Genomic DNA, 13,242 nt, shown 5'->3' on the forward strand with positions numbered 1-13,242 from the left:
GCCGGCCGGCCCCGGAACCGGGGCCGGCCGGCCGCCGATCACACGTCCTCGACGCTGGAGGGCTCGCGGCGGGAGAGGTCGATGCCCAGCTCCTCCGCGGCCCGGAACACCTCGTCGTCGGTGTCGCGCAGCTCTATCGCCTGGCCGTCGCCGGAGAGGACCTCCACGTTCAGGCAGAGCGACTGGAGCTCCTTGAGCAGCACCTTGAACGACTCGGGGATGCCCGGCTCCGGGATGTTCTCGCCCTTGACGATGGCCTCGTAGACCTTGACGCGGCCGAGGATGTCGTCGGACTTGATGGTGAGCAGCTCCTGCAGCGCGTACGCGGCGCCGTAGGCCTGCATCGCCCAGCACTCCATCTCACCGAAGCGCTGGCCACCGAACTGCGCCTTACCACCCAGCGGCTGCTGCGTGATCATCGAGTACGGCCCGGTCGAGCGGGCGTGGATCTTGTCGTCGACCAGGTGCAGCAGCTTCAGGATGTAGACGTAGCCGACCGAGATGGGCTCGGGGAACGGCTCGCCGGAACGGCCGTCGAACAGCCGGGCCTTGCCGGTCTCCTTGACCATCCGGTTGCCGTCGCGGTTCGGGATCGTCGAGCCGAGCAGGCCGATGATCTCGTCCTCCTTGGCGCCGTCGAACACCGGAGTCGCGGTCCGGGTGCCCGGTGCGGCCTGGCGTGCGGCGGCAGGCAGCCGGGACGCCCACTCCGGGGTGCCCTCGACCTCCCAGCCGGTCTTGGCGATCCACCCGAGGTGGGTCTCCAGCACCTGGCCGACGTTCATCCGGCCGGGCACGCCCAGCGGGTTGAGCACGATGTCGACCGGGGTGCCGTCCTCGAGGAACGGCATGTCCTCCTGCGGGAGGATCTTGGAGATGACGCCCTTGTTGCCGTGGCGGCCGGCCAGCTTGTCACCGTCGCTGATCTTGCGCATCTGGGCCACGTAGACCCGGATCAGCTCGTTCACGCCGGCGGGCAGCTCGTCGCCGTCCTCGCGGGAGAAGACCCGGACGCCGATGACCTTGCCGGACTCACCGTGCTTGACCTTGAGGCTGGTGTCGCGGACCTCGCGGGCCTTCTCACCGAAGATCGCCCGCAGCAGCCGCTCCTCGGGGGTCAGCTCCGTCTCGCCCTTGGGCGTGACCTTGCCGACGAGGATGTCGCCGGGGACGACCTCGGCACCGATGCGGATGATGCCGCGCTCGTCGAGGTCGGCGAGGACCTCCTCGGAGACGTTCGGGATGTCCCGGGTGATCTCCTCGGCACCGAGCTTGGTGTCGCGGGCGTCGACCTCGAACTCCTCGATGTGGATCGAGGACAGGACGTCGTCCTGCACGAGGCGCTGCGACAGGATGATCGCGTCCTCGTAGTTGTGGCCCTCCCACGGCATGAAGGCGACGAGCAGGTTCTTGCCCAGCGCCATCTCGCCCTCGTCGGTGCAGGGGCCGTCGGCGATGACCTGACCGACCTCGACCCGCTGGCCCTCCTCGACCACCGGGGTCTGGTTGATCGAGGTGCCCTGGTTCGAGCGGCGGAACTTCAGCAGCCGGTAGGTCTGCCGGGTGCCGTCGTCGGCCATCACGGTGACGTAGTCGGCGGTGGAGTCCTCGACCACACCGGCCTTCTCGGCCACCACGACGTCGCCGGCGTCCACCGCGGCACGCAGCTCCATGCCGGTGCCGACCAGCGGCGCCTCGCTGCGCAGCAGCGGGACGGCCTGACGCTGCATGTTCGCGCCCATCAGGGCCCGGTTCGCGTCGTCGTGCTCGAGGAACGGGATCATCGCCGTCGCGACCGAGGTCATCTGCCGCGGCGAGACGTCCATGTAGTCGACGTTCTCGGGGGCGAGGTAGTCGACCTCACCGCCCTTGGTGCGGACCAGGACCCGCTCCTCGGCCAGGCGGCCGCTCGCGTCCAGCGGGGAGTTGGCCTGCGCGACGACGAAGCGGTCCTCCTCGTCGGCGGTCAGGTAGTCGATCTGGTCGGTGACCTGACCGTTCTCCACCTTGCGGTACGGCGTCTCGATGAAGCCGAAGGGGTTGACCCGGCCGAAGGAGGACAGCGAGCCGATCAGGCCGATGTTCGGGCCTTCCGGCGTCTCGATCGGGCACATCCGGCCGTAGTGGCTGGGGTGCACGTCGCGCACCTCCATGCCCGCGCGCTCACGGGACAGACCACCCGGGCCCAGCGCCGACAGGCGGCGCTTGTGGGTCAGGCCCGCGAGCGGGTTGGTCTGGTCCATGAACTGCGACAGCTGGCTGGTGCCGAAGAACTCCTTGATGGAGGCGACGACCGGCCGGATGTTGATCAGGGTCTGCGGCGTGATCGCCTCGACGTCCTGGGTCGTCATCCGCTCGCGGACGACGCGCTCCATGCGGGACAGCCCGACCCGGATCTGGTTCTGGATCAGCTCGCCCACGGTGCGCAGCCGGCGGTTGCCGAAGTGGTCGATGTCGTCGACGCCGTGGTCGGGCTCGCCCGCGTGCAGGCGCACCACGTACTCGATGGTGGCGACGATGTCGTCCTCGGTCAGCGTGGTCGTCGCGGTGGGGGCGTCGACGCCGAGCTTCTTGTTGACCTTGTACCGGCCGACCTTGGCCAGGTCGTAGCGCTTCGGGTTGAAGAACAGGTTCTCCAGCAGCGCCTGCGCGGACTCACGCGTCGGCGGCTCGCCCGGGCGCAGCTTGCGGTAGATGTCGAGCAGCGCCTCGTCCTGGCCGGCGATGTGGTCCTTCTCCAGGGTGGCCAGCATGGTCGGCGACCACTGGAAGTGCTCGCGGATGCGGTCCTCGGTCCAGCCCAGCGCCTTGAGCAGCACGCTGACCGGCTGGCGGCGCTTGCGGTCGATGCGGACGCCGACGGTGTCGCGCTTGTCGACGTCGAACTCCAGCCACGCACCGCGGCTGGGGATGACCTTGGCGCTGAAGACGTCCTTGTCCGAGGTCTTGTCCAGCGCCTTGTCGAAGTAGACGCCGGGGCTGCGGACCAGCTGCGAGACGACCACGCGCTCGGTCCCGTTGATGACGAAGGTGCCCTTGTTCGTCATGATCGGGAAGTCGCCCATGAACACCGTCTGGCTCTTGATCTCACCAGTGGTGTTGTTCATGAACTCGGCGGTGACGAACAGCGGCGCCGCGTAGGTCATGTCCTTGTCCTTGCACTCCTCGAGCGACGCCTTGACGTCCTCGAAGCGCGGGTTGGAGAAGGACAGCGACATCGAGCCGCTGAAGTCCTCGATCGGCGAGATCTCCTCGAGGATCTCGGCCAGACCGCCGACGGCGCCGGCCTGCTCCTCGGGGGGGAGGGTGGCGCGCCAGACGGGGCTGCCGACCAGCCACTCGAACGAGGCGGTCTGCAGGCCGAGCAGGTCGGGGACCTCGAGCGGCTCGTGGATCTTGGCGAACGAGACGCGGAGCGGCGCGCCGGGGATCTTCTGGTGGTCGGTGCCGCCGGTGCGGGGACCGGCCTGCAGCTCGACCGCGGCCGGGGTGCTGCTGGGGGACTCGGTGGTGCCGGGGGTGATGCTGGTGGGGCGAGAGCCTGCCAAGATGCGTCCTTTCGAGGACCTCACGACGTGCGGGCGGTGGGTGCAGTTCGTCCTGGGTCGTCGTCGTTGTCGGCGAGGCTGACCGCGGATGCCGGGCCCCGTCGGTACGGTCAACACGGGGTCGCCCGGAGCCGTTCCCCGGGCACCCCTCGTGACCCGTTTCGGCGGGCTGGCAGTCAGAGGGCAGCGCAACAGGAGACCCTACCCCTGCTACGCGCCGGTGTCCACGTCGGGCCGCTGGTGCGGCGCGGGACACACCCATCGGTGTACCCGGCGCCGTCGCGGTCCCCGTCGTCGTGCCGGGACGCCGTGCGTCGGGGGACGCCGACCGCGTGGGCCGGCGGGGCTGCCGGGCGTCGATGATGCCAGCGCCCCGGCTCGGTGCGGGCAGGCACGCCGGGATCCGGACGGTGCGCCCGGGTACGCCGCAGGGGCCGCCCTCCGTGCGGAGGACGGCCCCTGTCGGGTCGTGCACGCCCGGCTTCCGCCGGGCAGGGGGGTCACGTCACCGTGACGTACCCGGCGTCCGAGGACGCCGGGCAGGGGGTCACTTGACGGTGACGGTGGCGCCGGCGCCCTCGAGGGCGGCCTTGGCCTTCTCCGCGGCGTCCTTGGCGACCTTCTCCAGGATCGGCTTCGGCGCGTTGTCGACCAGGTCCTTGGCCTCCTTGAGGCCGAGCGAGGTCAGGCCGCGCACCTCCTTGATGACCTGGATCTTCTTGTCACCGGCGGCCTCGAGGATGACGTCGAACTCGTCCTGCTCGACGGCGGCGGCCTCGCCACCGCCACCACCGGCGGCCGGGGCGGCCGCGACGGCGACGGGGGCAGCGGCGGTGACCTCGAAGGTCTCCTCGAACTGCTTCACGAAGTCCGACAGCTCCAGGAGGGTCATCTCCTTGAAGGCGTCGAGCAGCTCGTCAGTGGAAAGCTTGGCCATGGTGTCTCCTTGGTGGGTCAGGCGTCGCTGGCCGCGGTGTCCGCGGCAGCGTCGGTGGTCTCGGGGGTGGTGTCAGCAGCAGCTGCGTCCGCGGCAGGAGCGCCCTCAGCGGGCTTCTTCTCCTGCAGCGCGGCCGCCAGACGGGCGACCTGGGACAGCGGGGCCTGGAACAGCCCGGCGGCCTTGGTCAGGTTGCCCTTCATCGCACCGGCCAGCTTGGCCAGCAGGACCTCGCGCGGCTCGACGTCGGCGAGGCGGGTGACCTCGGAGGCGTCGACCGTGCGGCCGTCGACCACGCCACCCTTGACGACGAGCGACGGGTTGGCCCGCGCGAAGTCGCGGATGGCCTTGGCGGCCTCGACCGGGTCGCCCTCGATGAAGGCGATCGCGGTGGGGCCGTTCAGCAGCGGGCCCAGGTCGGAGAAACCGACCGAGTCCGCCGCCCGCTTCGTCAGGGTGTTCTTGACGACGGCATAGCTGCTGCCCGCACCGAGGGAACGACGCAGCTCGGTCAGCTGCGCCACGGTCAGCCCGCGGTACTCGGTGAGCACGGCCGCGCTGGATGCCTGAAAACGCTCGGTGATCTCCTGGATCGCGGCGTCCTTGGCCTGCGTGGGCATGGGCCTCCTCTCGCTGTCGGGCGACCACCGGCCGGTGCGCGCACGTGCACGATCGGGGCCCGGAGACGAGGAACGCCCCGGCGCAGGGCGCACGGGGCGAGAAAGGCCGGTGGCCCCGGGTCAGCCGACCCGAGCTCCGACACGTTCGTCGAACCGTCCACCTGCGCGGGCCGTCCGGTGATCCGGACCTTCGATCGCACGCGGACGTGCGACGACCAAGCGGTCATGGGGGGAACAGCGGCAACTGTACGTCATGGCACGCCCTCGACGCCAACCGCCTTCGTCACGGCCCGCTGCCAGAGACCTGGACCGGCGGGGTCGAACGGGCCGGGAACGACGGACGGCGCCACCCCGCGAGAGGTGACGCCGTCCGTCTGGCCCCCAGCAGGGGCCCGCCGCGAGCTAGCGAGCGGCGGGGGGCAGGGGGTCCTTCATCAGGCGTTGGCCTCGTCGACCGTCAGGTTGCGGGTGCGGTTCGGGTCGACCGGGATGCCCGGGCCCATGGTCGTGGAGATGGTGACCTTCTTGAGGTAGCGCCCCTTGGCCGCGGACGGCTTGGCGCGGAGCACCTCGTCGAGGGCGGCGGCGTAGTTCTCCACCAGCTTGGTCTCGTCGAAGGACGCCTTGCCGATCACCAGGTGCAGGTTGGCCTGCTTGTCGACGCGGAAGTTGATCTTCCCGCCCTTGATGTCGTTGACGGCCTTGGTGACGTCGGGGGTCACGGTGCCGGTCTTCGGGTTCGGCATCAGGCCGCGGGGGCCGAGGATGCGGGCGATGCGACCGACCTTGGCCATCTGGTCGGGGGTCGCGATCGCGGCGTCGAAGTCGAGGAAGCCGCCCTGGATCCGCTCGATCAGGTCGTCGGAGCCGACCACGTCGGCGCCGGCGGCCTCGGCCTCGGCGGCCTTGTCGCCGGTCGCGAAGACGATGACCCGGGCGGTCTTGCCGGTGCCGTGGGGCAGGTTGACCGTGCCGCGGACCATCTGGTCGGCCTTGCGCGGGTCGACGCCGAGCCGGATCGCGACCTCGACGGTGGCGTCGTACTTGGTGGTCGACGTCTGCTTGGCCAGGCCGGCGGCCTGCAGCGGGCTGTACAGCCCGTCCGCGTCGACCAGCTCGGCGGCCTTGCGGTAGTTCTTGCCGTGCTTCGCCATGGTGGTGCTCCTTCCCCCCGGGTCGGGGGTCGCGTGGTGCGCGGGCCCGGCGAGGCCCTCCCACGATTGCTGTCCGGGCCCGTCGGACCCGGAGGTGGAACGCCGCCGTCAACCGGCGGCTTCCCTCACTGGACCGTGATGCCCATCGACCGGGCGGTGCCGGCGATGATCTTCTCGGCGTGGTCGAGGTCGTTGGCGTTCAGGTCCGCCATCTTGGTCTGCGCGATCTCGCGGACCTGGTCGCGGGTGACGGTGGCGACCTTGGTCTTGTGCGGCTCGCCCGACCCCTTCTCGACACCAGCGGCCTTGAGCAGCATGCGCGCAGCCGGCGGGGTCTTGGTGACGAAGGTGAACGACCGGTCCTCGAAGACCGAGATCTCGACCGGGATGACGTTGCCGCGCTGCGACTCGGTCGCGGCGTTGTACGCCTTGCAGAACTCCATGATGTTGACGCCGTGCTGACCGAGGGCCGGGCCCACGGGCGGCGCGGGGGTGGCCGCGCCGGCGTTGATCTGGAGCTTGATGACCGCGGTCAACCGCTTCCTGGGGGGCATGACTTCCTTCTTCTGTGTGCGTTGACTAGTTCAGTTCGACGGCCCCGCTGCAGGGGCCCGCCGCGAGCTTGCGAGCGGTGGGGAGCAGCGGGGTCCTTCTCACAACTTGGCGACCTGGGTGAACGAGAGCTCGACCGGCGTCTCGCGGCCGAAGATGGAGACGAGGACCTGCAGCTTCTGCTGCTCGGCGTTGATCTCGTTGATCGTGGCCGGCAGCGTGGCGAACGGGCCGTCCATGACGGTGACCGACTCGCCGACCTCGAACTCCACCGTGGGAACCGGGCCGGCAGCGGGCGTGCTGGTCTCGGTCGCCGCCGCCGTGGGCTTGACCGGGGTGTCGGCGACCAGCAGGTTGACGACCTCGTCGATGCTCAGCGGTGAGGGCTTGGAGGTCGCGCCCACGAATCCGGTGACCCCGGGAGTGTTGCGGACCGCACCCCAGGACTCGTCGTTGAGGTCCATCCGGACCAGCAGGTACCCGGGCAGCTTCTTGCGGTTGACCTGGGTCCGCTTGCCGTTCTTGATCTCGGTGACCTCCTCGGTGGGCACCTCGATCTGGAAGATGTAGTCCTCCATGTCCAGCGACGTGATGCGGGACTCCAGGTTGGTCTTCACCTTGTTCTCGTAGCCGGCGTACGAGTGGATGACGTACCAGTCGCCGAACTGGGTGCGCAGCGTCGAGCGCAGCGCCTCCCGGGGGTCCTCGTCGGCCTCCTGGGCCGCCTCGAGCGACTCGGCGACCACCGGGTCGTGGTCGGGCGCCGGCGCGGGCAGCGGGTCACCGGCCAGGGTGTCCGACTCGCCGGACTCCACCTCGGGGACGACGTCGGAGACGCCGGTCGCGGTGTCCTGGTCGGTGGTGTCGCTGGACCCCTCGGCTGCGCCGGGCTCGTCGGCCCCGGTCTCGAGGTCGGCGGCGCCGCGCACGTCGAACCGTGCGTCGTCGAGGTCGGTGCCCTCGACGGCGTTGTCGGTCTCGAAGGGCTCGCGGGGGTCTGTCACGTGGTCTCTTCCTCCTGGGTTCGGTGCAGCTCGCGGGGCGCTCAGCCGAAGACGGCGAGCACGCCCTGGGCGAAGACGATGTCCATGCCGGCGACGAGCGCGACCATCACCGCCACGAAGATGATCACCACTGTGGTGTAGGTGATCAGCTCCTTGCGGCCCGGCCAGATGACCTTGCGCAGCTCGGCGACGACCTCACGGAGAAACCGGCCGATGCTGCGCTTGTCCCGCAGCTCCTCGGCGCGCGCCCGCTCGGCGGCCGCCCGCGAACGGGTGCCCTCCCCGGTGCGCCCCTCGGCCGGCCGGCCGGCCGGGCGGCTGCTCGCTCGGCCGGTGTCGCGCTGCCGGCGGGTGGGGGTGGCGACGGCCTTGTCCTCGTCGGTCTCCGCCTCGTCGGCGAGCTCCGCCTCGGCCGCCTCGAGCTCGGCAGCGTCGTCGACGCCCGGCGCCTCGCGGTCGAACTGCTCGGCGTCAGGCCGCTCGCCGTTCGGCTCGCCGTCCTTCTCGCTCACAACGCCTCGCTCTGCTCGATGGATCGCCTGCGCCGGCTCGGCACCGGTCGTCGGTCGGTGGCAGGGGTGACAGGACTTGAACCTGCAGCCTGCGGTTTTGGAGACCGCTGCTCTGCCAATTGAGCTACACCCCTAGGAGCCCCACGGGCCACCCCTCGGCCCTCCACGAGCGTTGCTCGCGCAGGACACCTGGAACACCCTCAGGAACACCCGCCCGGGACCGGTCCGCGCCGCAGCGCTGCCGGGCCCCAGAGGGTCCCGGGGCACGCCGGTGGCGGGGTCAAGCTGGCCCCAGGTCGTCGAGTGTACGGGACCGGCGGGAGCGGTGGCCAACACGGCCGGGCAGGCCCCCCTCCGGCGGGGGCACCGGGCCGCTCACCCGGCGAATTCCCGAGGGACGCCACCGCCGCCACAGGACCGCGGGGGCGGTGCGGAGGTCGGGGTGGACCGCACGACCTCCGCACCTGCGGCCGCGCGAGGTCCGCGGCGGGGCCGGAGGCCGGCCGGACGGCGGGGCGGTCGGTGCCCCCGCACCATCCGGACCGCGGCCGGCCAGGCCGCCGTCACGAGGAAGGGGGCTGCAGCGGTCGGGGGCGCACGGCCGTCCCCGAGCCGGTCTCAGGCGAGCGCGACGACGGCGCGGGCCAGGGAGAGCACCTTCTCGCCACCGCTGGTCACGGTCAGGTCGACGCGGACCCGACCGTCGTCCAGCAGCGCGGCGACCCGGCCGCGGACGGTGACCTCTGCGCCGGCGTCGTCGTCGGGGACGACGACCGGCCGGCTGAACCGGACGTGGTAGTCGACGACCGCACCCGGGTCGCCCGCCCACGCGGTGACCGCCCGGGCCGCCAGACCAGCGGTGAGCATGCCGTGGGCGATGACGCCCGGCAGGCCGACCTCGCCGGCCACGCGATCGCTCCAGTGGATGACGTTGAAGTCGCCCGAGGCGCCGGCGTAGCGGACCAGGTCCGCGCGGGTGACCCGCGAGGTCTGCTCCGGGAGCTCGGTGCCGACCGCGACGTCCGCGGCGCGCAGCCGGGTCACGCGGTGCCCCGAGCGACGAGCATCGAGCGGGTGGTGCAGACCGGCTCGCCGCCCTCGGTGGCCAGGTCGACCCGGGTGGTCAGCATGTCGTTGCCGGCCACGGACCGGACCGCGTCGATCGTGGCGGTGGCCACCAGCCGGTCACCGGCCCGGACGGGGCGGTGGTGGGTGAAGCGCTGCTCGCCGTGCACCACGCGGCCGTAGTCGATCCCCACGTCCGGGTCCTCGACGACGACGTTGCCGGCTCCGAGGCTCAGCACGATCGCGAACGTGGGCGGCGCGATGACGTCGGGGTGGCCGAGCGCCTGCGCCGCGACCGGGTCGCGGTAGACCGGGTCGGGGTCACCGAGCGCGGTGGCGAACTCGGCGATCTTCTCCCGCCCGACCTCGTAGACGGCAGAGGGCGGGTAGCTGCGCCCGACCAGTCCTGGGTCCAGCGCCATGCTCCCGCCCTCTCGCCTCGACGTCCGCTGGGGTCAGCGGGTCTCGCGGTGCAGCGTGTGCTTGCGGTCGGTCGGGCAGTACTTCTTCAGCTCGATCCGGTCGGGGTCGTTCCGCCGGTTCTTGCGAGTGATGTAGTTGCGGTTCTTGCACTCCTGGCACGCCAGGGTGATCTTCGGACGGACGTCTGTGGCGGCCATGAGTGTGTCCTCGCCTTGTTCTGGTCAGTGGGTGGTGCCCGCGCCCGACAGGTGCCGGACACGACGACGGACCCCGAGAACGGGGTCCGTCTGGAGTAGCGGTGACCGGACTTGAACCGGTGACACAGCGATTATGAGCCGCTTGCTCTACCAGGCTGAGCTACACCGCCGGGTGACCGTGCGGCCCGGTCTCGCGACTGGACCGGTGGTCGGTACTCGATCGTACGAGCCCCTTTACGGAATCGAACCGTAGACCTTCTCCTTACCATGGAGACGCTCTGCCGACTGAGCTAAAGGGGCCTGCTCCGAGGAGCCGTGGAGAACTGTACCTGATGCCTTCGGCCTCCCTGCAGGGGCCCGCCGCGAGCCTGCGAGCGGTGGGGGGCAGGGAGGTCCTTCCTCAGGTTCGGACGAACAACCGGCGGTGGGTGCCCCCCGGCGCGGCGGTGCGCACCCCGGTGCGGGCCAGCAGCCAGCCCTCCAGCCGGTCCTCCGGCAGCGGCCGGCTGACCAGGAAGCCCTGCACCTTGTCGCAGCCCATCTGGGCCAGCAGGTCGCGGGTCACCTCGTCCTCGACGCCCTCGGCGACCACCCGGAGACCGAGGTTGTGCGCCAGCTCGACGATCGAACGGGCGATGAAGGACTCGTTCTGGCTGGTCGACATGCCCAGCACGAAGCTCTTGTCGATCTTCAGCTCGTCGATGGGCAGCGCGCGCAGCTGGGACAGCGAGGAGTAGCCGGTGCCGAAGTCGTCCATCGACAGCCGCAGCCCCAGGGCGTGCAGGTCGGCCAGGACGGTGCTGTTGCGCACGGTGTCGTCGACGACGCTGCCCTCGGTGAGCTCGAGGGTGAGCAGCTCCCCGGGGACCCCGTGGTGCCGCAGCGCGCGGCGCACCCGGTCGACCAGGTCGGGCTCGGCGAGGCAGTGGGCGGAGAGGTTGACCGCCACCGACAACGCGATGTCCTGGTCCAGCCAGCGCCGGCAGCGGTCGAGCGCCCGGTCCAGCACGTGGTCGGTGAGCGACCCGATGCGGCCGATCTGCTCGGCCAGGGCGATGAAGTCGTCCGGGGGCACGTCGCCGTACCGGGGGTGAGCCCACCGGACCAGCGTCTCGACCGAGACGATGTCGGAGGTGCGGGTCTCCACGATCGGCTGGAACACCACCGTGATCTGCCCCTCGGCGATCGCCGCCTCCAGCTCCGTGCCCAGCTGGAGCCGGCGCAGGCTCTGCTGGTCCAGCACCGGGTGGTACGTGGCGACCCCACTGGACCCGTGCGCGGCCAGCAGCGCGACGTCGGCCCGCTGGATCAGCGCGCCGGCGTGCGAGCCGTGCACCGGGGCGGCGGCCACGCCGATGGTCAGCGAGACCTCCAGGTCCAGCCCGGCGACCCGGGCACGGGTGGAGGCGGCCTCCCGCAGCCGTCGGGCGGCCCGCTCGGTGGCCGCCAGCGACAACCCTGGCAGCAGGACGGCGAACTGGCCGCCCTCCATCCGAGCCAGCACGGCCTGCGGCGGAGCGTGCTCGCGCAGCAGCCCCGCGGTCACCATCAGCAGCTCGTCGCTGGCTGCGTGCCCCAGGGTGTCGGTGACGTTGGTGTAGCCGTCCAGCGCAGCCAGCACCAGCCCGACGCGGGCGGTCTCGGGCTCGGCCTGCAGCAGCGCGTCGATCTCCGCGGCCAGCCGCTGCCGGTTGGGCAGGCCGGTGAGCCGGTCGTGGTCGGCGTCGTGCCGGATCTGACCGAGGAGCTGCTGCTGGCGGATCGCCGCGTTGACGTGGGTCAGCATCGACTCCAGCGCCGCCCGGTCGGCGGCGGCGAAGGTGACGCTGTCACTGCGCCGGTCGCAGACCTCGAGGTACCCGGGCTCGCCGGCCGCGGTGACCACGGCCGCGCCGAGCACCTCGCGCGCCCCACGCCGGTCCAGCGCGGCGAGCTCGCCCCCCTGTGCGCGAGCTGCCGACACGAGGACCGCACCGGTCGCGTCCGGGGCGGTGGCCCGGCGCCGCAGCAGGTCGTCGGGGTCGCCGGGGCCGTCGTACCAGGCCAGGTCGGTGTCGGTGGCGTCGACGAGGAGCACCGGCCCGTCGTCCAGGTACGGCGGCAGCCAGAGCGCGACCCGGTCGGCGTTGAGCAGCTCCCGGACCGCCCGCACGATCTCCTGCGTGCCCGTCTCGTCCGGGCTGACCAGCTCGACCCGGCGGGCGAAGTCGTAGACCCGCTGCACCGTCCGCCGCTCCCGCGCGGCCCGCGCCGACTGGCGGAAGATCGCGACCACGCTCAGCAGCACCGGGACGATGAGGAGCCAGGCCCAGGCGGTCCGGTCGATGAGCAGCATCGCGGTGACCGCCACCGCGACGCTCAGCGGACCCAACGCCGCGCTCGTCAGCGCGGCGGTGACGAACGGCCAGCCGGGGAAGCCGTTGGTCAGCGAGACCGCGGCCCCGACCCCGACGATGCTGACCAGGCCAGTGGCGGCCACCGCCAGGACCAGGGACAGCCAGCTCAACGGTTCGGCGACGTCCAGCGGGGGCAGGACGGACAGCACGGCCAGAGCAGCGCACAGCTCGATCACCGCGAGGGCGGCGTTGAAGACGATCTTCGCCGGGGGGATGCGCCGCACGCCCATGACGGCGATGAGCGCGGCGACCCTGGCGGCCGCCGTCCACCAGCCACCCACCTCGACCAGCCCCACGACGACGGCGATCTCGGTCGGCGCGAGGGAGATGGTCTGCCGCCGGAACTCGATCTCCAGCTGGACCGACTCGGTCAGCAGCAGGGTGGCGAACAGGACGAGGACGGCCCACACGGGCGGGCTGGTCACCGCCGCAGGAAGGGCCAGCACCCCGCTGCCGACGGCGACGGCGGTCGCCATGACCGCGATCACCCACGGACGGCGGAGGGGTGACAGCTCCCCCGACCCAGGGGACGTGTGCTCGGCCAACGTCAGCCTGTCTGTCGAGGGATGGGGTCGGTCGCCGACGGTAACAGCGCACGGGGTGCTGCGGACCGCAGCTCACCCCATCGGGCAGTCACCTGGCGACTGCCCGATGGAGCGCCCGACCGGGGTCAGCGGGTCCAGCGCCAGTTGCGCGTCCACCGCCAGTTGCGGCCGGGAGCGGTGGGGCGGGCGACGGACGGGGTGATGGCGGTGGACATGGCGTCTCCTCGGGGCATGACGGTCTGCTCTGTCAGTTCTCGCTGAGCGGCAGCGGCCCACGCGGGGGCAGAGC

11 protein-coding genes and 3 tRNA genes are annotated in these 13,242 nt (G+C 71.5%); all 14 read right to left on the reverse strand.

From position 1 onward, the window contains the following. Window positions 1-38 precede the first annotated feature (38 nt). The 14 genes from rpoB to ACI79A_RS00070 all read right to left on the reverse strand — a co-directional run bounded on the left by rpoB (window position 39) and on the right by ACI79A_RS00070 (window position 12,884). A complete protein-coding gene (gene rpoB / locus ACI79A_RS00005; RefSeq protein ID WP_457078586.1) occupies window positions 39-3,548 on the reverse strand; it encodes a DNA-directed RNA polymerase subunit beta in 3,510 nt (1,169 codons plus the stop codon). 547 nt (window positions 3,549-4,095) lie between these two features. After that, entirely contained in the window at window positions 4,096-4,485 is a 390-nt protein-coding gene (rplL, locus tag ACI79A_RS00010) for a 50S ribosomal protein L7/L12 (protein WP_457078588.1), read from the reverse strand. Between the two features lie 17 nt (window positions 4,486-4,502). Continuing rightward, on the reverse strand, window positions 4,503-5,105 hold the full coding sequence (gene rplJ / locus ACI79A_RS00015; RefSeq protein ID WP_457078590.1) for a 50S ribosomal protein L10: 603 nt from the start codon (window positions 5,103-5,105) through the stop codon (window positions 4,503-4,505). A gap of 434 nt (window positions 5,106-5,539) precedes the next feature. Next, window positions 5,540-6,259, reverse strand: coding sequence for a 50S ribosomal protein L1 (gene rplA / locus ACI79A_RS00020; protein ID WP_457078592.1), 720 nt, complete (start codon window positions 6,257-6,259; stop codon window positions 5,540-5,542). A 125-nt stretch (window positions 6,260-6,384) separates the two neighbouring features. Then, the gene (gene rplK / locus ACI79A_RS00025; protein ID WP_153359795.1) at window positions 6,385-6,813 is read right to left on the reverse strand and encodes a 50S ribosomal protein L11; all 429 of its coding nucleotides are present in this window, start codon (window positions 6,811-6,813) and stop codon (window positions 6,385-6,387) included. A 99-nt stretch (window positions 6,814-6,912) separates the two neighbouring features. Further along, window positions 6,913-7,815 (reverse strand): transcription termination/antitermination protein NusG, encoded by a 903-nt coding sequence (nusG, locus tag ACI79A_RS00030; RefSeq protein WP_457078594.1) that lies wholly within the window; start codon window positions 7,813-7,815, stop codon window positions 6,913-6,915. Between the two features lie 41 nt (window positions 7,816-7,856). Further along, window positions 7,857-8,327, reverse strand: coding sequence for a preprotein translocase subunit SecE (secE, locus tag ACI79A_RS00035; protein WP_457078596.1), 471 nt, complete (start codon window positions 8,325-8,327; stop codon window positions 7,857-7,859). Between the two features lie 58 nt (window positions 8,328-8,385). Then, window positions 8,386-8,461, reverse strand: a tRNA-Trp gene (locus tag ACI79A_RS00040). A 484-nt stretch (window positions 8,462-8,945) separates the two neighbouring features. Next, a complete protein-coding gene (locus ACI79A_RS00045) occupies window positions 8,946-9,371 on the reverse strand; it encodes a MaoC/PaaZ C-terminal domain-containing protein (protein WP_457078598.1) in 426 nt (141 codons plus the stop codon). Next, window positions 9,368-9,814 carry an FAS1-like dehydratase domain-containing protein gene (locus tag ACI79A_RS00050; protein ID WP_457078600.1) on the reverse strand — a complete coding sequence of 149 codons (447 nt, stop codon included), beginning with the start codon at window positions 9,812-9,814 and terminating at the stop codon, window positions 9,368-9,370. The genes ACI79A_RS00045 and ACI79A_RS00050 overlap by 4 nt, the downstream gene beginning before the upstream one ends. Before the next feature lie 33 nt (window positions 9,815-9,847). Then, entirely contained in the window at window positions 9,848-10,012 is a 165-nt protein-coding gene (gene rpmG / locus ACI79A_RS00055) for a 50S ribosomal protein L33 (RefSeq protein ID WP_110553396.1), read from the reverse strand. Window positions 10,013-10,108: 96 nt separating this feature from the next. Continuing rightward, window positions 10,109-10,182 (reverse strand) — tRNA-Met (locus ACI79A_RS00060). 57 nt (window positions 10,183-10,239) lie between these two features. Continuing rightward, window positions 10,240-10,312 (reverse strand) — tRNA-Thr (locus tag ACI79A_RS00065). Window positions 10,313-10,412: 100 nt separating this feature from the next. Beyond that, complete coding sequence (locus tag ACI79A_RS00070; RefSeq protein WP_457078602.1) at window positions 10,413-12,884, reverse strand: putative bifunctional diguanylate cyclase/phosphodiesterase; 2,472 nt, start codon at window positions 12,882-12,884, stop codon at window positions 10,413-10,415. Window positions 12,885-13,242: the final 358 nt, after the last annotated feature.

The sequence above is a fragment of the Modestobacter sp. SYSU DS0657 genome (genome assembly GCF_054050925.1).

Coding starts and splice junctions, on each gene's coding strand:
- ACI79A_RS00050 (WP_457078600.1), bottom strand. CDS start 9,814: ATGGCGCTGGACCCAGGACTGGTCGGGCGCAGCTACCCGCCCTCTGCC.
- rplJ (WP_457078590.1), bottom strand. CDS start 5,105: ATGCCCACGCAGGCCAAGGACGCCGCGATCCAGGAGATCACCGAGCGT.
- rplL (WP_457078588.1), bottom strand. CDS start 4,485: ATGGCCAAGCTTTCCACTGACGAGCTGCTCGACGCCTTCAAGGAGATG.
- ACI79A_RS00070 (WP_457078602.1), bottom strand. CDS start 12,884: ATGGCGACCGCCGTCGCCGTCGGCAGCGGGGTGCTGGCCCTTCCTGCG.
- rplA (WP_457078592.1), bottom strand. CDS start 6,259: ATGGCGAAGCACGGCAAGAACTACCGCAAGGCCGCCGAGCTGGTCGAC.
- rpmG (WP_110553396.1), bottom strand. CDS start 10,012: ATGGCCGCCACAGACGTCCGTCCGAAGATCACCCTGGCGTGCCAGGAG.
- rplK (WP_153359795.1), bottom strand. CDS start 6,813: ATGCCCCCCAGGAAGCGGTTGACCGCGGTCATCAAGCTCCAGATCAAC.